The following is a 23,628-nucleotide window of genomic DNA, read 5'->3' on the forward strand; positions in this document are numbered from 1 at the left end:
GGCCGCGCGCGACGCCAGCCGCATGCGTACGCTCGGCGCCTCTGGCGTGGTCAGCGTGGCCACGCTCGACGAAGTCGAGGCGCGCCTGGCCCGCGCGCAGGCGGCGGCCGCGGCGGCGCAGGCTGAGCGCCGTGCGGCCGCGCAGCAGCGCGCGGCGCTGGCGGCGCTGCTGCTCGGGCAAGGCCGCAGCGGCGGGCAGGCGGTCGAGCTGCGGGCGCCGATCGACGGCGTGGTCGTGCATCGTTTCCAGGAAAGCGCGGCGCCGGTGCAGGCCGGGCAGCCGCTGCTGGAATTGGGCGACCTGCGCCAGCTCGAGGTGATGGTGCAGGCGCTGTCGCAGCAGGCGACCCTGCTGCGACCGGGCTCGTCGGCGCGGATCCTGCGCTGGGGCGGCGCGGACGCGTTGCCGGCGCGGGTGACGCGGATCGAGCCGGGCGGCTTCACCAAGGTCTCGGCGCTCGGCGTGGAGGAGCAGCGCACCCTGGTGTGGCTGGACATCACCGCGCCGCGCGCGCAGTGGGAGCAACTGGGCGACGGCTACCGCGTCGAGGTGGAGTTCGAGGTGGGGCGCCGCGCGGACGTGCTGCAGATGCCGTCCAGCGCGCTGTTCCGCGACGGCCGGCGTTGGGCGGTGTATCGCGTGGCCGGCGGCCGTGCGCGCCTGACGCAGGTCACCCCGGGGATGCAGGGCGATGGCGCGACGGAGATCGTGGCGGGCTTGCGCCAGGGCGAACAGGTGGTTGCCTATCCGGACGACCGCATCGCCGACGGGCTGCGCGTGCGCCCGCTGGCCGTGTCGCCGTGAAGGCACCGCGCCGCTTGCGGGGATCGGCCCGTGCGGCGGGCGCAGAATCGGTTTAGCCTGTGCGCGCGTTGCGTGCCGTCGACGACGGCTTTCCGGAAGCCACCAAGGGGGAGAGTCTCATGCAGGGTTCTACCGATCTGGGCAAGCTGGTGCTTCGAGTCGTGCTGGGTGTGTTGATCCTGTTCCATGGCGTATCCAAGCTGATCCACGGGCCGGGCTACATCATCGGCGTGGTGACCGGTGCCGGCCTGCCGTCGTTCCTGGCCTACGGGGTGTACGTGGGCGAGGTGGTCGCGCCGCTGATGTTGCTGCTCGGTTACTGGACGCGGGTCGGTGCGCTGATCATCGTGATCAACATGCTGGTGGCGATCGGGCTGGTGCACATGGGCCAGCTTGCCACGCTGGCCGACACCGGCGGCTGGGCGCTGGAGCTGCAGGGCATGTTCCTCGGCACCGCGCTGGCGATCATGCTGCTCGGCGCCGGCCGTTACAGCTTCGGTGGCAGCGGCGGCCGCTGGAATTGAGCGGGTTTCCGTCCGCCATCGCTTGACCGGAACGCCCGCCTGCCACGGCGGGCGTTTCGCGTGGACTCCCGCCGCCGTACCGGATGCTTCGCAGACGCAGCGCGATTTGCCACACTCGCGCTTTGCCCGATGGCGCCGCATGCGCACCCATGCCCTTGCCGCGGTGGGACTGGCGCTGTGCTCGGCGCTGTTCTTCACGCTGACCTACGTGCTCAACCGCAGCCTGGTGGCCGGCGGCGGCCACTGGGCGTGGGCGGTGATCCTGCGTTACCTGCTCACCTTGCCGATGCTGGCCGTGGTGCTGCCGCTGCAGGGCGGGCTGGGCGAGTTGCCGCGCGAGCTGCGCCGGCATGCGCGGCCGTGGCTGCTGTGGAGCAGCGTGGGCTTCGTGCTGTTCGGCGTGCCGCTGACCTGGGCGGCCAGCAGCGGGCCGTCGTGGCTAGTCGCCGGCAGTTTCCAGACCACCGTGCTGGCCGGGCCGCTGCTGGCGCCGCTGATCTATCGCGACGAGCGGCGCCGGCTGGCCTGGCGCACGCTGGCGCTCGGCGCGCTGATCGTGACCGGCGTGTTCGCGCTGCAATGGGGTCATGCGCAGGGCCAGCTGCGCGCCGGCGAGTGGCTGGCGATCGGCGCGGTGGTGCTGTCCGCGTTCGCCTATCCGCTGGGCAACCGCCAGCTGCTGCTGCACCTGGAACACTGCGGCACGCGGATCAACGCGGTGCAGCGGGTGTTCGGCATGACGCTGTGCAGCTGGCCGTTGTGGCTGGCGTTCGCCGTGGTCGCCTGGTTCACCGTCGGCCCGCCGAGCTTGCGCGAGGCGCTGCTGGCCGGCGGCGTGGCGCTGTCCTCGGGCACCATCGCCACCATCCTGTTCTTCCGCGCCACCGACATGGTGCGCCGCGAGCCGACCGCGCTGGCCGCGGTGGAGGCGATGCAGGCGGCCGAGTTGCTGTTCGCCACCGTGCTCGGCGTGCTGTTCCTCGGTGAGGCCTGGCCGCGCGGCTACGCCGCGCTCGGCGCGCTGGCGATCATCGTCGGTATCGCCCTGTTCGGCTGGTTCAGCGGGCGCGGCGCGGCAGGGCACGACGAGCAAGTCCGCGCGCTGCGCGGTGACCGCAGTGCCTGAGGCATCTTCGCCGGCGCTGGCGGCGTGCGTGGGCCGCCGCCGCGCCGCGCGGCTTTATCCTTGCCGGATTGAATACCCTGCAGCAGGCGGACGAGATGATGCGTGACGTGGAGCCGGGCGCGGCAGAACCATCCACGGCCGGAGTGTCGGCGCCATGCATCCACCATGGCACGCCGTCGTTCCGGCGCACCAACCTCGCACTGTTCGCCGCCGGCCTCGCCACGTTCGGGCTGCTGTACTGCGTGCAGCCGCTGATGCCGGAGTTCAGCCGCGACTACGGGGTGAGCGAGGCGGGTGCCGCGTTGTCGCTGTCGCTGACCACCGGCGTGCTGGCGTTCGCGATGTTGTTTGCCGGGGCGCTGTCGGATGCCTGGGGGCGCAAGCCGGTGATGCTGGTGTCGCTGCTGTCGTCGGCCGTGCTGGTACTGGTCACCGCCGTGACGCCGGACTGGACCGCGCTGCTGGTGGTGCGCAGCTTGCTCGGGCTGAGTCTGAGCGGACTGCCGGCGGTGGCGATGACCTACCTCGGCGAGGAGATGGACGCCGAATCGATTGGCCTGGGCATGGGCCTGTACATCAGCGGCAGCGCGGTTGGCGGCATGGGCGGGCGACTGGTGTCCGGCGTGCTGGCCGACTTCTTCGGCTGGCGCATCGGCGTGGCGGTGGTCGGCGTGATCGGCCTCGGTTGCGCGCTGGCGTTCTGGCGCGCGTTGCCACCGTCGCGGCATTTCAGCGCGCAGCCGCTGCGCTGGCGCACGCTGGTCGGGCGCTTTGGCGGCATGTTCCATGACCGTGGCCTGCCGTGGCTGTTCGTCGAGGGTTTCCTGCTGCTCGGCGCCTTCGTCACCGTCTACAACTACCTCGGCTATCGGCTGATGGCACCGCCGTACAAGCTGAGCCAGGCGGTGGTCGGGCTGATCTTCGCGATCTATCTGATCGGCACCTTCAGCTCGGCGTGGATGGGGCACCTGGCCGGCAAGCTCGGCCGGCGCAAGGTGTTGTGGACGGCCTTCGCGCTGATGCTGGCCGGCGTGGCGCTGACCATGGCGCGACCGCTGCCGCTGGTCATGCTCGGCATCGTGGCGATCACCTTCGGCTTCTTCGGCGGCCACTCCATCGTCAGCAGCTGGGTCGGCCGCCGTGCCGGCGCGGCGAAGGCGCAGGCCGCGTCGGTCTACCTGTTCTGCTACTACATGGGCTCCAGCGTGGCTGGCGCCAGCGGCGGGCTGTTCTATGCATCGCACGGCTGGAACGGCGTGGCGCTGTTCACCGGCGTGCTGGTGCTGGCCGGCCTGCTGATCGCGCTGCGGCTGTTCCGGCTGCCGCCGCTGGTCAACGTGGCGACGCCACCAGTGCCGATGAGCCGGGGCGCGATGCCGTAAGCCGCGCTCTGCCCCTCCTCTGCATGCAGGGGAGGGTTGGGGTGGGGTGCTCTTTGCCCGGACTTCAGATCAAAAGCCTCACCCCCACCCAACCTCCCCCTGCAAGCAGGGGGAGGGGCAACGGTTCAGCGCGCCGCGGGTTTCAGCATGTCCTTGACGGCGTCATAGTCGCCGTCGTTCGCGGCGGCGGGCAGGCCGAGCAGGTGGGTCATCAGGGGATAGACGTCCACGTTCGGGAACGCCGGCAGCTTCGCGCCGACGCGAAACGCCGGGCCGTGCGCCACGAAAATCGCCTGCATCAACGGCTCGGCGTTGTCGAAGCCGTGCTCGCCCAGGCTCAGCCGGCCCTTGCGCCTGGCCGCGTGCTCGCTGGTGGTGATGCGCCAGTGCACGTTCGCCAGGCACAGCAGCTGCGGCGCGCGCGGATTCTTGCCGTAGGCCAGCCGTGCCGGTACGCGGGTCTTGTCCCAGCACTGCATGTGCGGGTGCGGCTGCTCCAGGGTCCGTTCGACCTGCGCGAAATCGGCGCGCGCCTCGGCGCTGTCCGACTTCGGGTTGAAGCCGGCCAGGATGCCCATGCTCACCGTCTGTACCCGATCGAGCGGGATCACCTTGTCGATCAGCACGCTGTTCGCCTCCGGCACGCTGGCCATGCCGTGGTCGGACAGCACGATCAGGTTGATCCGCTCGAACAGCCTGCGCTGCTTCAGCCCTTCGACCAGCCGCGCCAGCGCGGCGTCGGTCTCGCGCAGTGCGGCGTCCACCTGGGTCGAGTCCGGTCCGTGGACGTGGCCGGCATGGTCGACTTCGTCGAAGTACAGGGTGAGGAAGTCGGGTCGTTCGGCAGCCGGCAAATCCAGCCAGGCCAGCACCTGGTCCACGCGCTGGTCGGCCGTCACGCTGGCGTCGAACGGTTTCCAGTAATCCGGCCGGTGACCGCGGATATCCGCCTCCGAACCGGGCCAGAACATGGTGGCGGTGCGCAGACCATGACGGTCGGCGGTTTCCCAGATCGGCGTGCCCTCGGCCCACCAGCGGCCGTCGCCGACCGCCTTGCGGTTGCCCAGCGAGAACTTGCCCAGCTGCGGATCGAACATGGTGTTGTTGACCACGCCGTGGTGATCCGGGGTGAGGCCGGTGACGAGGGTGTAGTGGTTCGGGAACGTCAGCGACGGGAACGCCGGCTGCATCGAGGCGGCCTGCACGCCGCCCTGCGCCAGCATCGCCAGGGTCGGGCTGAGCCCGCGTTGCAGGTAGTCGTGGCGGTAGCCGTCGATCGAGACCAACAGCAGGGGAGCGGGTTTGCCGGCCGGTGCCGTGGTGGCGGTTGCGGGCAGGGCCGGGTGTTGCGTGGCACAGCCGAAACTGAATGCTGCCAGTGAACACAGCAGCACGCGAAACAGGATTTTCATGCAGGGAACCTTACGATGGATTCAAACCGTCCCTGCATGATCGCGCACCGTCATGACCATTACACGTCCAGCCTGGCACTCCCCGCTGTTACGCACGCTGTTGGCGGGTGTGCTGGCGCTCGCTCCGCTGGGCGCCGCCTGTGCCTGGCAGCAGCCCGGCACGCAGCCGGTGATCCGGCCGGTGCCGCCGAGCGTGCGGTTCCAGCAGGACGCGCAACAGCAGCAGGTGCGCGACGAATTGCAGAAGAGCCAGCTGCAGCAGCAGTTGCAGCAGAGCGTGTCGGACAATGCGAAGCGGCCGATGACGGACGACGCCCGCCGGCAGCTCGAGCAGGCCGACCAGGCGCAGCGCGAGCGCGAGCGCGCCCGGCAGCAGGACTTGATCGACCGCGAGCGCGCCGCCGCGGATCTGCCGCGGGTGGTGCCGAAGACATTGCCGGCATCGGCGCGCAGCGGCGGCTGATCGGAGTCCGGGGCGGCGGTTTCTGCAAGAGCGACTCGGGCAAAACCAGAATGCAAGGGCGGGCACCGCCCGCCGTTTCCGCTCTGCCGTAAGACCACCGGAGGCAAGAGCCGACGGGCAGTGCCCGCCCTGCAGGAGCGGCGAGGGTCGCGTCTCAGCCGAACAAGTCGCCATGCGCGATGCGCTGTTCCAGGCTCAGCAGGTAGCGCTTGACCGGCAGGCCGCCGCCGAAGCCGGTGAGGCTGCCGTCCGCGCCGATCACCCGGTGGCATGGCAGCACGATCGGCAGCGGGTTGCGCCCGTTCGCGGCGCCGACCGCGCGCACCGCCAGCGGCTTGTCGATGCGCCGGGCCAGTTCGCCGTAGCTGATGGTGACACCGTACGGAATCCGCCCCAGCTCGTGCCATACCTCCAACTGGAACGGCGTGCCGACGGGATGCAGCGGCAGCTCGAAGTGCTGGCGCTCGCCGGCGAAGTATTCCTCCAGCTGCACGCGGGCGAACTTCAGCGGCGCGGTCGCGCGGACCCAGCCCGGATGCGCCCGCTTCGGATGGCGCTCGCGTTCGAAGCGGATTTCGCGCAGGCCGCGATCGTCCGCGACCAGGCACAGCGTGCCGACCGGGCTGTCCATCTCGTCGTAGCAGATCGTGTCGTTCGTCATGCGCTGGCCTCCGGCTTTCTCCGGCGGGGCGGCGACGGCGCCTGCGCAGCGTTGCGCCACAGGTGGATGACGGCGTACGCGCGCCACGGGCGCCACGCGTCCGCGCATGCGGCCAGCGCCTTCGTGCCGAGCGGCGTGGTGTCCGCTGCCGCTTCGCGGCGCAGGATCAGGTCCGCCGCCGGGAACGCGTCCGGGTTGCCCAGCGCGCGCATCGCGATGTAGTGGGCGGTCCATGCGCCGATGCCGGGCAGCGCGACCCAGCGCGCCACGAACGCGTCCAGCGATTGCTCCGCGCGGAAATCCACGCGGCCGTCCAGCAACGCCTGCGCCATGGCGCTGATCGTCGCGGCGCGCGTCGTGGTCAGGCCGATCTCGCGCAGGTCCGCCTGCGCCAGCGCGGCCGGCGTCGGGAACAGCCGCTCCAGCCCCGGCAGCGGCGCCGCCGGCAGCGGTTCGCCCCAGCGCTGCACGATGCGCGTCGCCAGCGTGCGCGCGGCCGCCACGCTGATCTGCTGGCCGAGCACCGCGCGCACCGCGATCTCGAAACCGTCCCAGCCGCCGGGCAGGCGCAGGCCGGGCTGGCGCGCGACCAGCGGGCCGAGCACGGCGTCGTGCCGGAACGTGTCCGCGATCGCCTGCGGGTTCGCGTCCAGGTCGAACATCCGGCGCAGCGTCGTCACCACGCCGAGCAGCTGCGTCGATTGCGGACAATGCAGTTGCAGCTGCAACGCATGCTCGCCGCCCGGCCACGCGCTCAGGCGCAGCCAGCCCGGTGCGTTCGCCGGGCCGAACACGCGCGCATAACTGCATTCGTCCACTTGTTCCGCGCCCGGCAACGCGCGCGTGCGCTGGAACGCAAGCAGGCCAGGAAAGTCGTACGGCGGCCGGTAGCCAAGCCGCAGCAGCAGCGCCGCGCCGGCCGCCGCGCGCGGGTGGCGGCGCAGCTCGCGCGGCGCGATGCGGTTCGCCTGCGCGAATGCCGCGTTGAAGCGGCGCAGGCTGCGGAAGCCGGACGCGAGCGCGACTTCCGTCACCGGCAGCGCGGTCTCCGTCAGCAACTGCTTCGCGAACAGCAGCCGGCGCGTCGTGTGCACGCTGACCGGCGGCGCGCCGAGGCGCTCGACGAACAGCCGGCGCAACTGCCGCGCACCGATGCCGACGCGCGCGGCGAGTTGTTCCAGCGACTGCTCCGCCAGCGCGCCGGACTCGATCAGTTTCAGCGCACGCGCGACCACATGGTCGCCGCGCTGCCACTGCCCGTTGCCCGGCGCCAGCTCCGGCCGGCAGCGCAGGCACGGCCGGAAGCCGGCCGCTTCCGCGGCGGCGGCGTTCGCGTAGTAGCGCACGTTCGCGCGCTTCGGTGTCGGTGCCGGGCACACCGGCCGGCAATAGATGCCGGTGCTGGCGACGGCGGTGAAGAACAAGCCGTCGAAGCGTGCGTCGCGACTCAGTCGAGCCTGTTCACAGACGTGCGCAGCGGGCAGGGTGGGCGCTTCGTTCATGGCTGCAGGCTAGCACCGCCGCCACGGCTCGACTCGCCGTTTTCGGACATCAATGGCGCAGGCGGGTTATTGTTGTCCGCGGGGCGGGCAACGGCATGCAAACGGGCCGGTCGGGGCGGTACGTTCAACCGGCCAGGACATCAGTTCGCGTGTTCGATCCACGCAGGCATCGTGCATGTTTCGTTGCGGCATCTCATTTGACCGGCGCCATCAGGTGCTCGTACGGCGTATCGGGCCACATGATGTACGGCGCGCTCGTGTCCGGCTGCGCGCTCCTCGGGTAGTTCGCATAGAACGCCGGGTCCGCGCCAACGACCATGAAATGCGGTCCGGTCTTGACCCAGTGATTGCCCGCATCCGGCTTCGTCGCGTACGGGTCGGTGTTGCTCGCGTCCGTGCCGCCTTCAAGCATGTACATGAGGCCGAGCTTCCCGGCAGGCGGCGGCTGGTGGGCCATCCACGCCTGCGCCCATGCCAGTGCGTTCTTGTCCATGCACATCGGGTCCGGGCCGGGAGTCGTCGGGCTGTCCGGCATGCAGGTGAAGCCATTCGTGCCCTCGCGCAGCGTGCGCATTTTTCCGTCGGCGCCCATGGCCACGATGGTGGCGTGCTTCGACACGTTTGCCGGCGCCGCGCGCATGGCGCTCTGGATCATCTCGGCGTCGGTCGGCGCTTTCTTGCCGGATGCCTGCACGGTGCCACTGAGCAACAACATCGTGGCGGCCAGCGCCAGCGCCAGTGGCGCGGTGGGGATTGCTGCATTCATGGTGAATCCTCCGCAGTGGATCGCGTTGGTCTTCCCGGCATTCCCCTTCGGCAGTCTGAGCTTTTGCAGGGATGGGGTCAAACCGGATCCGGGCCGTTTTGCACGACAGCTCCGCCGTCCTCCGGCCGCCGCACACGGCGCGTCGGCCGGGCGTGCGCTGTCGGGTGCTGGCCTATACTTGGCGGTCTGACTCACCGGAGCGAATCGTGATGAACGCACCCACCCGCATCGACACCACCCGCACCGTCCGCGCGCCGCGCGGCAGCGAGCTTTCCTGCAAGAGCTGGCTCAGCGAGGCGCCGTTCCGCATGCTGCAGAACAACCTCGATCCGGAGGTGGCGGAGAACCCGGCCGAGCTGGTGGTGTACGGCGGCATCGGGCGGGCGGCGCGCAACTGGGAGTGCTTCGACGCGATCCTGAAAGCGCTGCGCGAACTGGAGGACGACGAGACCCTGCTGGTGCAATCCGGCAAGCCGGTCGGCGTGTTCCGCACGCATGCCGACGCGCCGCGCGTGCTGATCGCGAACTCCAACCTGGTGCCGCACTGGGCCACCTGGGAGCACTTCAACGAGCTCGATAAGAAAGGCCTGATGATGTACGGCCAGATGACCGCCGGCTCGTGGATCTACATCGGATCGCAGGGCATCATCCAGGGCACCTACGAAACCTTCGTCGAGATGGGCCGCCAACATCACGGCGGCAACCTCAAAGGCAAGTGGCTGCTCACCGCCGGCCTCGGCGGCATGGGCGCCGCCCAGCCGCTGGCCGCCTCGCTGGCCGGCATGTGCAGCCTCAACGTCGAATGCCAGCAGAGCCGCATCGACTTCCGCCTGAAGACCCGCTACGTCGACGAGCAGGCCAGCGACCTCGACGACGCGCTGGCGCGCATCGCGAAGTACACCAAGGCCGGCGAAGCGAAATCCATCGCGCTGCTCGGCAACGCCGCCGATGTGCTGCCGGAACTGGTGCGCCGCGGCGTGCGCCCCGACGCCGTCACCGACCAGACCAGCGCGCACGACCCGGTCAACGGCTACCTGCCGCAGGGCTGGACGCTGGAGCAGTGGTTCGCGCGCCGCAAGGCCGACCCGGTCGGCACCGCGCGCGCCGCCAAGCTGTCCATGAAGACCCACGTCGAAGCGATGCTCGCGTTCCACGCGCAAGGCATCCCCACCTTCGACTACGGCAACAACATCCGCCAGATGGCCAAGGACGTCGGCTGCGAGAACGCGTTCGCGTTCCCCGGCTTCGTGCCCGCCTACGTGCGCCCGCTGTTCTGCCGCGGCATCGGCCCGTTCCGCTGGGCCGCGCTCTCCGGTGACCCGGAAGACATCTACAAGACCGACGCCAAGGTCAAGGAACTCATCCCCGACGACAAGCACCTGCACCACTGGCTGGACATGGCCAGGGAGCGCATCAGCTTCCAGGGCCTGCCGGCGCGCATCTGCTGGGTCGGGCTGGGCCTGCGCGACAAGCTGGGCCTGGCGTTCAACGAGATGGTGCGCAACGGCGAGCTGAAGGCGCCGGTGGTGATCGGCCGGGACCACCTGGATTCCGGCTCGGTGGCCTCGCCGAACCGCGAGACCGAAGCGATGAAGGACGGCAGCGATGCGGTGTCCGACTGGCCGTTGCTCAATGCGATGCTCAACGTGGCCGGCGGCGCGACGTGGGTGTCGCTGCATCATGGCGGCGGGGTGGGGATGGGGTATTCGCAGCATTCCGGCGTGGTGATCGTGTGCGACGGCAGCGAAGCGGCGGACAAGCGGATTGCGCGGGTGTTGTGGAATGATCCGGGAACTGGGGTGATGCGGCATGCGGATGCGGGGTATGAGATTGCGGTGGAGTGCGCGAAGGAGCAGGGGTTGAAGTTGCCGATGATCTGAAGCGTTAAGAAGGGTAGGGCGGAGCACCTTCCTTTTTTTGTGGTTCGACAGGGGGCATTTAGTGAAATACCTACGCGATTTGGTCGCCGACGATAGTTTTGTGAAGCGTCTAAGCTTGGCCTTCTCAGACCTACGTGCCGACTTCGAGTTGGATCTCGAAACGAGCAAAGAAAAGATCGAGGAGCTGTTAGCGCTCCACGTAGCAACTAAGGACCATCTAGATCACTTAGCTACAATTTCAAGAAATTCTAGCGGGGTAATTTTGGGCCTGAGAGGGACGGGGAAGACCCATCTCATGCTCCTTTCCAGACACAGAATTAATTCTTCGATCTTCGAAGAGAGGAACTTCTGCGTCTACGTGAACCTTAAGCGCCTAGATGTGCCTTCAGGCGTTAGCGAGGATTCGTTCAAGCGCATGCTCGCGGCCTTCATATGCGAAAGTCTTGTGTCGCAGCTTGTGATCGAACTGAAATCTAAGTCGCCAAGCGGCTTGGTATCGCGGCTTCGAACAATGATCGGGGACAAGGATAAGAAGCGCTTCCTTGAGGGTGTCGCAAGGTCTATCTCGTTGGTTTCAAACAAGGCGGTCGAGTTTCTGGCCGGAACCACTACCATTGATGTGCTTGGGGAACATCAAAAGCGCATCACCGAGCAGTGCAACAGCGGGCTCGAAATGATCGGCTCCTTCGATTCGAGCTTAAGCTTGAATGATCTGGCAATGAAAACTGCCGGCTCAGTCAAAAGTACGGACAACACGTCGAGCGGAAGTGAGGCCTCATCATCGTCCCTGAGGTACTTCGATGCTGGAGCCTTCCACAGGCTGATGAAGGAGGTGGCCAGACACATGGGTCTTGGCTCTCTCACGTTCTACATTGATGAGTGGGAAAAAATCTACGGCCATGATGACAAGCAGCGTTGGACCGCAGAGTTCATCAACAAGGTAATCGATACTCCCATATTTTTTTGGATCGCATATGTTCCTTATCGAGGAAACTTAGCTCCACTCTCGATCGGAGCTGATCTTCAGCACCGAATTGATCTAGACTCCGACCTCATCATTGAGAACTCGAAAGGTGATCGCCAGGCGTGTATCGACTTCTTTACTGACTTTATAAATAAACGTTTGAATGCTGCCTTCCATGACAGTCAGATAACAATAAAAACTCTCATAAACAACAATCGAAAGCTAGAGCTCATAATATTAGGTAGTATGGGTAACGCTAGAGATTTTGGCACAATTCTGTTGGCGGCTTGGCAGGAGTTTAAGACATATCGGCAAGGTAAGCTAAAGCAAGGAAAACCATATCAATATATAAGCGATCAGCACCTCCGTGATGCCATAAAGGCCGATGGCAGGAAAAAGATCGAAAACATAAAAAATAACGCAGCCGCTTTGGCGGTGTGGAACAGCGTTATAGACTTTCTCACTTCGAAGCGATCAAGTCATTTTGCGATTTTTGAGAACCAGGAGCAGAAGGCTTGTTTACAAGAGCCCGAGTTTTCGGAGTTGGTCTACCAGCGACTTGTTCATTTCAGGAAGGCCGGCGTTGAGCCGAAGGATCTCCACATTGGTAGTAAGCTGATGATCGTAGCAGCTAGCTACTCCGCCACGCAGGACTTGCATTCAAAGAGTCGAAAGATAACCTTCTTCAAGGATAACGCATCGATTGATAGTAGAGTGAGGCGATACATATTTGACTTAGCTAGGGTTATTAAGGACCTTAGGGTGAAAGAGGGGCGTGTTCATCCCTGTAAGTCATGTGGACAGCCGATCGATGCAGAGAAAATGAAGGCTGCTTGGTTAGCTAATGGTTGCCCGTTCTGTGGTGGGGCCATTCATTAGAAACCCGAAAAACAGGGGTCAGAGTGAACTTTCTTTGACGTCGACAAAAAACAGGGGTCAGAGTGAACTTTCTTTGACGTCGATGCCTTTGATGGTGGACTCTGATCCAGGTTCGGATGGTCGAAAAGCTGACTCTCGCCGCTTTTTTTGTGGAGGCTGTTGATGGCAAAGTTTTTGAACACCAGCGCGACAAATTATTTCCTTGAAGAGTTGATCAAGGACGCCAGGGATCGCCTGATCCTGATCAGTCCGTACCTGAAGCTCAACGACCGTGTGAAGGAACTGCTGGCCGACAAGAACCGGCTGAAGATCGATGTGCGCATGGTCTACGGGAAAAGTGAGCTGCAGCCGGTGGAGATCAGCTGGCTGCGCGACTTGACCTATATCCGCACCAGCTTCTGCAAGAACCTGCATGCCAAGTGCTATCTCAACGAGGAACTGTGCATTGTCACCAGCCTCAACCTCTACGAGTTCAGCCAAGTCAACAACAATGAAATGGGTATCCTGATCCGCCGCGAAGAGGACCCCGAGCTGTACCGCGATGCCTATGAGGAAGCGCAGCGGATCATTCGCATCAGTGACGAAATCCGCATCTCGATGGAACGTGTTGCAGTGTCTGAGAACGCCAGTGCGGAGGAGGGCGAGCACGACGCTGGCAAGGATGACGCCGATACGGTTGGCAAGCTCACTACCTCCAAGCTGGCCCGCAAGCTGGGACTGAAGACGAACGAACTGATGGACAAGCTGCTTGCCAGCGCCTATCTGGAGGTCAAGTCCGACAAGACGCACCTCACCGAGAAAGGGAAGGCGGCGGGTGGCGAATTCAGGATGAGCTCGCGCTTTGGCGGATACTTTCTGTGGCCCGACTCGTTGAAGGTCTGACAGATGCGCGGGGCCGACATGAAGCCCAGGTCAGAGCCACTCACTGCGCGAAACTGGCTCTGACCCGGTTGAACCAAAACAGGGGTCAGAGTGCCCTTTCCTTGAGTCCGACCATAGAAAGTCGACTCTGACCCCGGTTCCGGACCCCGGTTTCGTTCGCGTGGGGCGGCAACGGGAGTTGTCAAATTTTTCCTGGGCACCGTTCTTCCGTTTCCCGCGTTCCGGCGTAGTAGTCTCTGGCGACGCTGCAAACCAACTCGATCACACTGGACCGATCCGATGCCGTACTACATCTGTGGCAATGGAGCTTGCCCGACCGCGGGGCAGGCGTTTTCGATGACGAGTGCGGGCCAGACGTATTGCCCGCAATGCTTCACCGCCGGTTCGCTGGCGGCAGCGCCGACGCCGGTGGTTGCCCCGACTTCGCAGACGCGAACGATCGCGACCAGCAACGCGATGGATGCCGTCGGCAAGGACGCGGCCGAGGTGGAGAGCCTGATCGCCAAGTGGGATCTCAACACGGTTTCCGATAACGAGGCCAAGAAGACCAAGGATTACCTCTATACCCTCGGCGCCAAGTCCAAGCGGATCGACCGAGAAGGGCCCGTGACAAACGGCAACAAGGTCGTCACGCACGGCAAGTTCCGCCTGCAGTTCGGCACCAAGACGTATGCCGGCGTGTGGATCAAGGTCAACGAGATACTGGACGCTGCGGTGATCCGCCGCGCATTCGCCGAAAGCGTGGTGGCCGGGCGCTACGTCGAGGTGTATCTGGGCTGACGTGACGGCGAGCGGGTGGCGGCAAGTCGAAACAAGGGTCAGGTTCGACTTTCCAACGAATGGCGAGCTTTTCGTGGCCGCTACTTACAGCGTGGGGTGTCGGGGGAATGCTTGCGATGACGATGGTTGCGCTTCGTGGAGGCGAGCGACGCGGTGCTGGGCGCAGGCGTCTGGCGCTGTGCGTGGCGAGCGGTCTCGGCTGCCTGCTGCTCGGCATGGGGCCGGTCCGGGCGGCGCAGGCGCCGTCGGCGCCTGCCGGCGTGCTGCGCTTTGACGATGCCCGCCTGTTCCATCCGGCCAAGCGGCTGCCGCCCGGCGTGTGGGCCGATGCGGCGAAGGACGATTCGCGTCAGGCCGTGCTGCTGACCGCGGCCGACGGCGTGGCCCTGCGTGGATGGTTCTATCCCTCGCCGGTGGCGAGTGCTCCCTTTGTGGTCAGCTTCCACGGCAACAACGAGATCATCGGCGATGCCTTCACGCAGGCCCGCGACGGGTTTCTCTACGCCCAGCTCGGCTTCAACCTGCTCACCTTCGATTACCGCGGCACCGGCTTCAGCGACGGCGCCATCTCGCTGGCGCAGGCGCGCGCGGATGCGCTGGCCATCTACGACCTGGCGATCAAGAAGGCGGCAGGGCGACCGGTGTACGTGGTGGGGTGGTCGCTGGGTTCGGTGTTCGCCAGCCACGTCGCCGCGAGCCGGCCCTCGGTGGCGGGGCTGGTGCTGCTCGACCCGCTGGCCGCGGCCGATGCGCTGCCTGCCGATATCGCCCGGGCGCTGCACCGGCCGGTGGAGGTCGCGGCCAGCGTGAAGGACGGCATCCGCAACGCCGAGGAACTGCGGCGCTACCACGGACCCTTGTTGGTCGTGCACGGGACGGCGGACGAGGTCATTCCCATCGCCGAGGGCCGTGCCGATTTCGCCGCAGCCGGCTCGACCGACAAGCGCTTCGTGCCCGTGGCCGGCAAGGGCCACGTCGCCGCCATCTGGTCGGTGGAGGCGGACGACGCCATGGCAGCGTTTTTTGCCCGGCACGCGCGGGGCAACTGACACCTCCCGGAGGATTGTCCCCGTTCAAAGGTGTCACTCAAACCCGGGCCCTCTCACTCTGATCCTGTTTCGGCAGCAGGCTCCGCACGATCAGCAAGGCCAGCAGCGGGATGCTGATCGCGTAGATGTACTGCGTGCGCGACACGCCGATGTTGAACGGGAACCAGATGCCCGGCACGCCGAAAGGGTCGAGCAGCTCGCTGCCGAACAGCGCGGCCAGTACCGAGGCCAGCGTGACGAGTGCCAGGATGCGCATCGAACCGCCACGGGCGATGCGCGCGACGATCACGGCGAACAGCGCGATCGAACCCAGCCGGCTGACGCTCGTGCAAAGCGGCGCGTGGGCGAGGGTGCCGACAATGCCGACGACGCCCAGCGCGACGGCCAGCACGTCGATGCTGCGCCACGCGGGTAGGCGCCAGCGGTTCCAGGCCAGCAGCCAGGTGGTCATGGTCGGCACCCACATCACCTTGGCCAGCCACGCATAGGTGCGCAGGTCCTGCAGGTCGGTCCATGACACGATCGCGTTGTTGAGCCGCCGGGCTGCGGTCAGCGCGAGCGCGATGCCGGCAAACAGCAGCAAACCCCGGCGGCAACTGCGCGAGCCGACCACCAGCATCAGGCCGACCAGCGCCAGCATGGCGGCTGGCTCGACTGCGTCGAGGATGTAGCCGGCGATGCTGCGTCGCCATTGCGCGCGGTGCAGTGCGTCGCTCGTCGGCCGCGGCGCGAGGATGGGCGCGGCGTGGATGCCGCCGCCCTCCGCGCTGGCGCCGGAGCCGGGGAGCATGTAGGTGCGCACGGCGAGCACGCCGCGGCTGCCCGCCGCGCCGGCGGGCAGGGCGAACCGCAGCGGTCGCGTGCCGACCAGGCGCGGGTCCGGGCCGAGCCTGCCCGAGCCGCCCAGCAGCTGGCCGTTCCAATACAGTTCGTAGCCGTCCTCGACGAGGGTCGGCCCGAGGATGTCCCACGACGCGCTTCCGGCCGGCACCGTCACGGTGCGCCGGTACCAGGCGTAGCCGTGGTAGCCGGGATGGCCGTGCGCCATCCATCCGGGCACGTAGTCGGGCAGACCCACGTCGCCGTCGTGGCTGCCGGGCAGGGCAGTCAGGTCAATCGTTTCCCAGTCGCCGTCATCCGCATCGGCGGCCGCCCAGTGCGGATCGTCGCCGGCATGGAATCGCCAGGGGCCGTCGAGCAGGGTGGATGCGGCGCGCAGCGGCGCCGGATCGGGGCGGCCGCCGGTGGCCAGGTCGACGATCACGAGGGCCACGGTCAGCAGCGTTGCGATGACGATGCCGACCATCCATCGGCGCTGGGTCGGGTCGGCCGATACGGGTGTCGAAGGGGGTGTCGTGCAATGGTCTCGCCCCCTTTTTCGAAAAGTCGGCGCTGCCTCTTCTTTCTGCGTCCTGCTGCTTTCAGGCAAGGAACTTCACCAGCAATTGCCGCTTCGATTCGGGCAGCTTGCGGAACGCATCGAGCAGGTGGTTCTCGTTGTCGCTCAGGCGACGATAGAGGGCGCTGGTTTCGCCCACGCCGGGCGCGATGGGGCCGCGCCCGGTGGCGAGCCACTCCAGGCTGACGTCGAAATCCTTGGCCAGTTCGATGATGCGCGGGAGCTCGGGCAGGGCCAGGCCGGTGAGCCATTTGCGGGCGGTTTCCCGCGATACCGCGTAGCGGGCGGCCAGGGCACTTGTCCTTCCGCGCCCTGGAACGAAGTCGGTCCGGTCCAGCGCCTTGCGCAGGCGGCTCGCGAAGTGCTCGTAGGGTGCTGCCATTCCAATTCCCGGTTGTCGCATCGTCCCCGTGCTTGCGCGCGGCGAGGCTTGGCAAGTGCGATCCATTGTTGCGCACCCGCGTTGGCAGATACGCCATTTATGGTTGTTGACATGAGCAATTCATAGTTGCATTGTGGCCATGGAGAGAAGGGGGCAGTGACGGGCGCCGGGGGCATCGGTCGAAGGAAGAGGCGTAGAGCCGGGCTTGCCCTCTGTTTCCGATGGGCATGTGATGGAACGAGGAGGCGAGCATGTCGACGACCGATTCGAATGATCTGGGAGTGACCGGCTATTTCCTGTCGGAGGACAGCCAGCTGCGGCTGAAGCAGCTGCGCGAGTACGTGGGGTTCCTGACCAACCTGGCGCGGCCGCGCAGGCCGGACGAGGACCAGGAATGGACCACGGAGATTCGCCCGGGCGAAGTGGCGATCTGCCTGGAACTGCTGGAGGAGCAGATCGCCCAGGTGCTGGACGAACTTTCCTGGCCGGCCGAGCGTGGCGAACGGGCCGCGGCAGGCGGGGCCGATGCGGAAGCGGAAGCGGAAGCGGAGGCTCACACGGAAGCCGCGGAAGCGGACATTGCCGGGCCGGTGTGGGATGGGGCGGGCAACCGCCACCTGTTCGGGGTCACCCTGGAGCAGGTCGACGCGATCAACCTGCTGCTCGACAGCCTGCGGGCCCTTGGCAACGTGGTGACCTGCAGCGATCACGCCGAGTTGTCCGACGCCACGCTGTCGATCATGGGCGATGCCATCGTCCGCGACGTGGAGAAGCTGCGTGGCATCATCGGCGACGTCTATGACGAGCAGCGGTTGACGCCGTGGCGTGGGGCGAAACCCGGCGTGCGCGACGCGCAGGCCACCTACCTCGCGCCGCCCGGGCAACAAGACGGGGTCAGGCCCACTTCCCGGAGATGGAGGGTGAACCTGCTCCCGTTCGATTCCCCCGGTTCATTGATGCTGATCAATTGACCGCCTGGGGCGACGGTTAGGCTGAAGCATCCGGTTGATGACGGAGCATGCCATGGCACACACCGACGCAACCCCGGGCGAGGGCTGGAACGAGAGGCTGCCGGACGGCACGGTCGTGCGCATCCGTTCGATCGGCCAGCAGGACGCGGGGCTCGAACTGGAGTTTCTCACCCACCTGTCGCCCGCGTTCCGCAGTTCGCGCTTTCTCGGCCTGGTCCACGACCCGACGCCGGAAGTGGCGCGCGAGCTGACCAACCTCGACCCGGCCTGTGCCGTGGGCTTCATCGCACTGGTCCCGTACGAGGGACGCGAGCGGGAGATCGGTGCGGCGCAGTTTCATGCCAATGCCGCGGGCGACCGCTGCGATGCCTCGCTCACGGTGAGTGGCGAATGGCGGCAGCGCGGCGTCGGTTCGCTGCTGATGCGCCACCTGATCGCCGCGGCAAGGGCGCGCGGCATCCGGCACATGCGCGCCTACGCCCCGAGCCGGTCCGGCGGCGGCGATCGTCTGGCGGCGAACATCGGCTTCCAGCGCTGCCTGGATCCGCGGGATCCGGCCACGGTGATCTACGACCTGAGCCTGGAATAGAGAGCGATCGACGGGGACGCGGATCCCTGGCGTCCAGTCGTCATGCCGCACGGGGCGGTTTGGCGGCTCAGCTCCCCTTTTCGCCGTCCCCGGCGGCCCGTGACTTTGCAGCGCCGCGCCGTCGCGCACTCCACCAGCGCAGCAGGCCGTACGACAGGCGCACCTTTTCCTGGCCGACCGGCAGGTCGGCGTGGGCGAAGATCCACGACGATTTGCTGAACGCGATCTGCTGGGCCGGATAGACGCTGCGATGGCCGATGATCAGGTAGGCGGCGACGCAGGCGCCGGCCACGTACAGCGTCGAATCGGCGCCGAACAACTCGATGCCCATCAGGATGGCGGCGATCGGTGCATTGGACGCCGAGGCGACCACGGCCACGAGGCCCACCGCCGCGCCCAGCGCCGGCGCCAGCCCGAACAGATGCGCAAACGCGCCGCCCAGCACGGCGCCGATCACGAACTGCGGGGTCACGATGCCGCCGTAGAAGCCCGAGCCCAGCGTGATCGCCACCAGCAACGCTTTCCACAGGAAACCCAGGTACGGCATCGTCTCGCCGTGCAGGGCGCGTTCCATGATCGGCAGGCTCAGGCCGAGGTAGTCGGACGGCACGACCATGATCAGCAGCGACAGCACCACGCCGCCCAGCAGCGGCAGCAGCGGCGGCCACAGCGCGTAGCGGTCGCGCAGACGTCCAAACAGCCGCCTGGCCTGCTGCAGCAGCTCGACGAACACCCACGCCGCCGCGCCGCACAGGATGCCGATCAGCACGGTCTTCAGGAACAGCAGCTCGGTGAAGTCGCTGACGAAGGCGATGTGGTAGACGGGGTAGGGCACGCCCAGATATTTGCTGACCTGGAACGCGGTGACGCCGGCCACGATGCCGGGAAACAGGAAGTCGTGACGGATGCGGCCGATCGCCAGCATCTCCACGCCGTAGATGGCGCCGGCGACCGGGGTGCCGAACACGCTGGCGAAGCCGGCGCTGACCCCGCACGCCAGCAGCCGCTTGCGCAGCTCGGGGTTCAGGTGCAGCAGCCGGCCGATGCCGGCAGCCAGGCTGGCGCCGATGTGCGAGCACGGCCCTTCCTTGCCAGCCGAACCGCCGCAGCCAAGGGTGATCAGCGCGGCGAGCGGCTTCACCCACAAGGTCCGGAACGGCATCCTGCCGTGCTGCTCGTTCACCGCGACGATCGGCGAGTCGCTGTAGCCGCTGCGGCTCAGCCGGTAGCCGTAATGCAGCAGCAGGCCGTTGGCGAGCCCGCCGAGCATCAACAGGCTCATCTGCCACCCCAGCGGCACCGCGTAGACGCGGCCCTCGGTGGCGAACAGGAAGCGCAGGAAGATGCTGCAACCCACGCCGACCACGGCGCCGGTCAGCATCGACAACGCCAGCCATTGCACCACGGTCGCCAGCATCACGAGCGGTTCGGCAAGGCGTAGGCGTGGCATGGGCGGGGCACTGAGCCGGGGGATGAAGGTTTGCAAGTATAGGGATGTGCGGCGTCAGGGCCACCGGCGCGGGCACGGTCGCGCCGGTTTCCCATGACGCAGGGTGTCGAAGCAGCGCGGTCAGGGCGTCCGCCGCGAGGTGGCCGCGGCGCGCCGGAACGGCTCCAGCTCGACTTCGAAATAGCGATGGCCGGCGAGGCTGGCCGCCTGGCTGGCACGGGGGTCGAGCCACTGGTCGAAATCAGCGAGCGCGGCGAGGTAGCCCGGGTCGATCTGCTCCAGCGCCCGGCCCACGTTGTCGTCGACCAGCACCACGTCGCGGTCGCGCGGTGCGTAGGCACTCATTTTGGCCGAACGGTTCACGCACTGGCCCATCACCGTCGGCAGCTGGAATTGCTGCGGCCCCATCGTGGTCGAGATCACCGGCCCCAGCGCGATGGTGACGCGCAGCTTGATCGAATCGGCGAGATCCTGCGCCACACCGTGCCAGTGCAACGACTTGAAGCTGCGGAATTCGTCGACCAGTTCGGCGGCAACGCACATCGCCCGCAGTGCCGGGTTGCCCAGCGGAGCGCGCGTGTCGGCCTCGTCGTAGTGGAAGCGGATCAGCACGCCGTCGCCGTTGAATTTCTCCAGCACGCCGCCGAACGGGTTCGCCCGCTTGTAGATGTTGCGACTGAAGCGGTTGATCAGGCGCGCCACCTCGATCAGCGGCATCTCGCGATACAGCGCCGAGGACTGGGTCAGGTCCACGTACATGATCACCGCGTTTTCCAGATCCAGCTCGCCCTGCAGGCCGAGGAAGCGCAGCGCGTCCGGGCTGGACTGGAAGTAGTGCAGCTTGCCCGCCAGGCCGGTGTCGTCGGCTTCCTGCAGCGCCTCGGCCAGCAGCCGCCGGTCGTCGCCGCGGAAGCCCTGTTCGTCGACTTCGTAGGTGCGGCCGGGCACGGTCTTGTTGAAGAACTGCGCCACGCCCACCGGCCGGCCTTGCCAGCGCACCGGCGACACCAGCGTGTTGACCGGCACGAAGCCGGACTGCTTGTCGTACGACGGCACGTGGCGGACGTTGCGCTGCAGGTTGTTGACGGTGATCGGCGTGCCCTTGTCCCAGCACTCGCCCACCACGGTCCACGCTTCGACCAGCTTCATCTTCAGGATCGCCGCCGTTGCGGCGGGTTCGATATTCCATGCCGCGACGAAAGCGAAGCTGCGCGGTGCGCTGCCGCGCTCGTCGCCGGCATTGAACAGCGGGATGTACAACGAGGCTGCCTGCACCTGCATGGCCTGCGCCAGCCGTTCCAGCACCTCGCCAAGCTGGCTGCGCAGCCGGGTCAGGTCGCGATGCGCCGGCAGCGCGTCCCGTTCGGCGCTCTGCGCACGCGCCTCGGCCTTGTCCAGCTCGGCCCGCACGCGAGCCAGTTCGGCATCCTTGATCTTCAGCTCGGTGTCTTTCCCGGCCACCACCTTGTCGTGGTACAGCTTGGCCAGCGTGGCGATGCCCAGCGCGCCGACGAAGGCACCGGCCATCTTGGCGTATTCGATCCACTCGACCATGGCACGCCCTCCGCCTTCCCCGGCGTCTTTCGGGAACAGGAGCGCGCTTTCCTCGAACGCTCTGTTGTGGACCCGGATCGGGGAAGGAAAAGACTACGCCTCCGCCTTCGGCGCACAAGTGCAGGCGAAGCGTCCTCAACGAGTCCGCTTTCCAGGAAAGCCGGTTGGCGGGCGCCGAACCCGGTTCCGGTTTTCGCCGCTTGAGCGGAATGCCGGCGCGTTCAGCCCGGCTGGTCGCCGGAGGGAATCGCTGCCGGGTCCATCCAGAACGGCTCCCACACGTGCCCGTCGGGGTCGGCCAGGCAGCGGCTGTACATGAAGCCGAGATCCTGCACGGGGTTGACGTCGGCGGTTCCGCCCTTGGCGGCTGCCTCGATCATGGCGTCGACGGCCGCGCGGTCGGGCAACGAGATCGCCAGCGCGACTTCGCTGGCGCCTGCGGGCGGGATCGGGCGATCCGTGAAAGTGCGCCACCGGGCGTGGGTGAGCAGCATGAGGTAAATCGCCTCGCTCCATACCATGCACGCCGCCGTTTCATCGCTGAAGCGAGCGTTGTTGTCGAAGCCCAGCGATCGGTAGAAATCCATGGACGCATGGAGATTGCCGACGGGGAGGTTCACGAAAATCATTCGGGACACGGCGGAGATCCTTCAGCGGGTGGAAAGGGGTCAAGGCATGCGTGCTGCCTTCCATGCGACGAACGGCAGGCGGCGCTTTCGACGTGGGCGAACGAAGGGTTGAAATCCGCGGGCCGGCTCCGGCCGGAAGCCGCGGCGGCCCTCAGCCAGCCGGATGCGCGCCGGTGAACACGGCCAGCTGCGCGGCGAAGGCGCGCCGATAGGCCGGCCGCGCTTCGGCGCGGGCGACGTAGGCGGCGAGGTTCGGGTAGCCGTCCAGCAGGCCCGACGGCTTCAGCCGCTGCAGCGTGTGCACCATCATGAGGTCGCCCGCGCTGAAGGCGCCATCGAGCCAGTCGGTGTCGCCCAGGCGGGTGGAAAGTTCGCCCAGCCGGTGGCGGATGCGCTCCTTGATCAGCGGCAGGCGCTGCGCGCTCCAGGGCTTGTCGCCCTCGGCAAACTTCGCGGTCTGCAGTTCGAGGATCGGCGGCTCCATCGTGCTGAGCGCGGCGAACATCCACATGACGGCGCGCGCCCGGGCGTTCGCGTCGTCCGGCAGCAGGCCCGCGTGGCGCTGCGCGACATGCAGCACGATGGCGCCGGACTCGAACAGCACGAGCTCGCCTTCCTCGTAGGTGGGGATCTGCCGGAACGGGTGCAGCGCGCGGTGCGCGGGTTCCTTCATGGCCTTGAACGAAACGAGGCGGACGTCGTAAAGCTGGCCCGTTTCTTCCAGCGCCCAGCGCACACGCATGTCGCGCGCGAGCCCCTGGCCGCGGTCGGGCGAGCTTTCGAAGGCGGTGATGGTGGGGGTCATGGGGAACTCCAGATAACCTGATTGACGATGTGGTTCGGCTGTATAAAGCCCCTCTCCCTCCGGGAGAGGGGTTGGGGTGAGGGTTCGGGCGTAGCGCGATGTACAGGATCCGATATGCCTGCATTGCCTCGCTTCGCCCGTACCCTCATCCGGCCCTGACTCGCGCCATCCATGGCGCTCGCCCCAGTGGGGCCGGCTTCGCCGTTCCGCCGGTGCATCCGCACCGGCAGGTCGGGCCACCTTCTCACCCGCAAGGGGACTCCTTTCAGTCGCCGGAGGGAGATGGGAATTTAGCCGCGCCGCGCCGCCTCGATCGCGGCGATGTCGATCTTGGTCATGCCCATCATGGCCTCGAACGCGCGCCTGGCCGCGGCAGGATCAGGGTCGGTGACCGCGGCGATCAGGGCGCGCGGGGTGATCTGCCACGACAGGCCCCACTGGTCCTTGCACCAGCCGCATTCGCTGGCCTGGCCGCCGTGGTCGATGATCGCGTGCCACAGGCGGTCGGTTTCGGCCTGGTCGTCAGTGGCCACCTGGAACGAGAACGACTCGTTGTGCGGCATGCCGGGGCCGCCATTCATGCCCAGGCAGGGGATGCCCATCACGGTGAACTCCACCATCAGCACGTCGCCCTGCTTGCCCGCGGGGTAGTCGCCCGGCGCGCGGTGGACGGCGCCCACGGTGCTGTCCGGGAAGGTTCTGGCGTAGAACGTGGCGGCGTCCAGCGCGGCGCCGTCGTACCAGAGACAGATCGTGTTCTTGCTCATCATGCCG

Annotated in this window: 23 protein-coding genes; 12 read left to right on the top strand and 11 right to left on the bottom strand. The window is 66.9% G+C overall.

Annotation, left to right across the window (positions count from 1 at the left end; genetic code table 11):
* The 4 genes from R5H19_RS07840 to R5H19_RS07855 form a co-directional block, all read left to right on the top strand.
* Positions 1-805: HlyD family efflux transporter periplasmic adaptor subunit (locus tag R5H19_RS07840; RefSeq protein ID WP_318158440.1), on the top strand; the 805-nt coding region annotated here is incomplete at its 5' end.
* Positions 806-924: 119 nt separating this feature from the next.
* Complete coding sequence (locus R5H19_RS07845; RefSeq protein WP_318158441.1) at positions 925-1,329, top strand: DoxX family protein; 405 nt, start codon at positions 925-927, stop codon at positions 1,327-1,329.
* Positions 1,330-1,468: 139 nt separating this feature from the next.
* Positions 1,469-2,455 (top strand): multidrug resistance efflux transporter family protein, encoded by a 987-nt coding sequence (locus tag R5H19_RS07850; RefSeq protein ID WP_318158442.1) that lies wholly within the window; start codon positions 1,469-1,471, stop codon positions 2,453-2,455.
* Positions 2,456-2,553: 98 nt separating this feature from the next.
* Complete coding sequence (locus R5H19_RS07855) at positions 2,554-3,837, top strand: MFS transporter (protein ID WP_318158942.1); 1,284 nt, start codon at positions 2,554-2,556, stop codon at positions 3,835-3,837.
* Positions 3,838-3,962: 125 nt separating this feature from the next.
* On the opposite strand, the gene R5H19_RS07860 is transcribed toward R5H19_RS07855, so the two are convergent.
* Positions 3,963-5,249 carry an ectonucleotide pyrophosphatase/phosphodiesterase gene (locus tag R5H19_RS07860; protein WP_318158443.1) on the bottom strand — a complete coding sequence of 429 codons (1,287 nt, stop codon included), beginning with the start codon at positions 5,247-5,249 and terminating at the stop codon, positions 3,963-3,965.
* 52 nt (positions 5,250-5,301) lie between these two features.
* On the opposite strand from R5H19_RS07860, the gene R5H19_RS07865 reads away from it, so the two are divergent.
* Positions 5,302-5,712, top strand: a complete 411-nt coding sequence (locus tag R5H19_RS07865; protein WP_318158444.1) for a hypothetical protein — start codon at positions 5,302-5,304, stop codon at positions 5,710-5,712.
* Positions 5,713-5,866: 154 nt separating this feature from the next.
* On the opposite strand, the gene R5H19_RS07870 is transcribed toward R5H19_RS07865, so the two are convergent.
* The 3 genes from R5H19_RS07870 to R5H19_RS07880 all read right to left on the bottom strand — a co-directional run bounded on the left by R5H19_RS07870 (position 5,867) and on the right by R5H19_RS07880 (position 8,836).
* Complete coding sequence (locus tag R5H19_RS07870) at positions 5,867-6,373, bottom strand: methylated-DNA--[protein]-cysteine S-methyltransferase (protein ID WP_318158445.1); 507 nt, start codon at positions 6,371-6,373, stop codon at positions 5,867-5,869.
* Positions 6,370-7,875, bottom strand: a complete 1,506-nt coding sequence (locus R5H19_RS07875) for an AlkA N-terminal domain-containing protein (protein WP_318158446.1) — start codon at positions 7,873-7,875, stop codon at positions 6,370-6,372. Before R5H19_RS07875 ends, R5H19_RS07870 begins: the two co-directional genes overlap by 4 nt.
* 193 nt (positions 7,876-8,068) lie before the next feature.
* Complete coding sequence (locus R5H19_RS07880; protein WP_318158447.1) at positions 8,069-8,836, bottom strand: hypothetical protein; 768 nt, start codon at positions 8,834-8,836, stop codon at positions 8,069-8,071.
* A gap of 14 nt (positions 8,837-8,850) precedes the next feature.
* On the opposite strand from R5H19_RS07880, the gene hutU reads away from it, so the two are divergent.
* The 5 genes from hutU to R5H19_RS07905 all read left to right on the top strand — a co-directional run bounded on the left by hutU (position 8,851) and on the right by R5H19_RS07905 (position 15,075).
* The gene (hutU, locus tag R5H19_RS07885) at positions 8,851-10,521 is read left to right on the top strand and encodes a urocanate hydratase (protein ID WP_318158448.1); all 1,671 of its coding nucleotides are present in this window, start codon (positions 8,851-8,853) and stop codon (positions 10,519-10,521) included.
* A gap of 100 nt (positions 10,522-10,621) precedes the next feature.
* The gene (locus R5H19_RS07890; protein WP_318158449.1) at positions 10,622-12,364 is read left to right on the top strand and encodes a hypothetical protein; all 1,743 of its coding nucleotides are present in this window, start codon (positions 10,622-10,624) and stop codon (positions 12,362-12,364) included.
* A gap of 162 nt (positions 12,365-12,526) precedes the next feature.
* Positions 12,527-13,246, top strand: coding sequence for a phospholipase D family protein (locus R5H19_RS07895; RefSeq protein WP_318158450.1), 720 nt, complete (start codon positions 12,527-12,529; stop codon positions 13,244-13,246).
* Positions 13,247-13,525: 279 nt separating this feature from the next.
* Positions 13,526-14,026, top strand: coding sequence for a hypothetical protein (locus R5H19_RS07900; RefSeq protein ID WP_318158451.1), 501 nt, complete (start codon positions 13,526-13,528; stop codon positions 14,024-14,026).
* Between the two features lie 182 nt (positions 14,027-14,208).
* Entirely contained in the window at positions 14,209-15,075 is an 867-nt protein-coding gene (locus tag R5H19_RS07905) for an alpha/beta fold hydrolase (protein ID WP_318158452.1), read from the top strand.
* Between the two features lie 37 nt (positions 15,076-15,112).
* On the opposite strand, the gene R5H19_RS07910 is transcribed toward R5H19_RS07905, so the two are convergent.
* Both R5H19_RS07910 and R5H19_RS07915 read right to left on the bottom strand, forming a co-directional pair.
* Positions 15,113-16,381, bottom strand: coding sequence for a glycoside hydrolase family 2 (locus R5H19_RS07910; RefSeq protein WP_318158453.1), 1,269 nt, complete (start codon positions 16,379-16,381; stop codon positions 15,113-15,115).
* A 115-nt stretch (positions 16,382-16,496) separates the two neighbouring features.
* Positions 16,497-16,856: a helix-turn-helix domain-containing protein gene (locus R5H19_RS07915; protein ID WP_318158454.1), complete on the bottom strand. Its 360-nt coding sequence runs from the start codon at positions 16,854-16,856 to the stop codon at positions 16,497-16,499.
* Between the two features lie 251 nt (positions 16,857-17,107).
* Here R5H19_RS07915 and R5H19_RS07920 point away from each other — a divergent pair, with 251 nt between their 5' ends.
* Both R5H19_RS07920 and R5H19_RS07925 read left to right on the top strand, forming a co-directional pair.
* Positions 17,108-17,827: a hypothetical protein gene (locus tag R5H19_RS07920; protein ID WP_318158455.1), complete on the top strand. Its 720-nt coding sequence runs from the start codon at positions 17,108-17,110 to the stop codon at positions 17,825-17,827.
* A 52-nt stretch (positions 17,828-17,879) separates the two neighbouring features.
* A complete protein-coding gene (locus R5H19_RS07925) occupies positions 17,880-18,416 on the top strand; it encodes a GNAT family N-acetyltransferase (protein WP_318158456.1) in 537 nt (178 codons plus the stop codon).
* A gap of 67 nt (positions 18,417-18,483) precedes the next feature.
* Here R5H19_RS07925 and R5H19_RS07930 read toward each other — a convergent pair whose 3' ends face one another.
* From R5H19_RS07930 to R5H19_RS07950, 5 genes are all read right to left on the bottom strand, one after another.
* Entirely contained in the window at positions 18,484-19,866 is a 1,383-nt protein-coding gene (locus tag R5H19_RS07930; RefSeq protein WP_318158457.1) for a chloride channel protein, read from the bottom strand.
* A gap of 120 nt (positions 19,867-19,986) precedes the next feature.
* Positions 19,987-21,420 (bottom strand): GAF domain-containing protein, encoded by a 1,434-nt coding sequence (locus tag R5H19_RS07935; protein ID WP_318158458.1) that lies wholly within the window; start codon positions 21,418-21,420, stop codon positions 19,987-19,989.
* A 221-nt stretch (positions 21,421-21,641) separates the two neighbouring features.
* On the bottom strand, positions 21,642-22,049 hold the full coding sequence (locus R5H19_RS07940) for a VOC family protein (RefSeq protein ID WP_318158459.1): 408 nt from the start codon (positions 22,047-22,049) through the stop codon (positions 21,642-21,644).
* 151 nt (positions 22,050-22,200) lie between these two features.
* Positions 22,201-22,854, bottom strand: coding sequence for a glutathione S-transferase family protein (locus R5H19_RS07945; RefSeq protein ID WP_318158460.1), 654 nt, complete (start codon positions 22,852-22,854; stop codon positions 22,201-22,203).
* Between the two features lie 290 nt (positions 22,855-23,144).
* The gene (locus tag R5H19_RS07950) at positions 23,145-23,624 is read right to left on the bottom strand and encodes a VOC family protein (protein ID WP_318158461.1); all 480 of its coding nucleotides are present in this window, start codon (positions 23,622-23,624) and stop codon (positions 23,145-23,147) included.
* Between the last annotated feature and the right edge of the window lie 4 nt (positions 23,625-23,628).

Origin of the sequence: Rhodanobacter sp. KK11, assembly GCF_033345435.1 — a bacterium.
In the GTDB taxonomy this organism is placed as follows: Bacteria; Pseudomonadota; Gammaproteobacteria; order Xanthomonadales; family Rhodanobacteraceae; genus Rhodanobacter.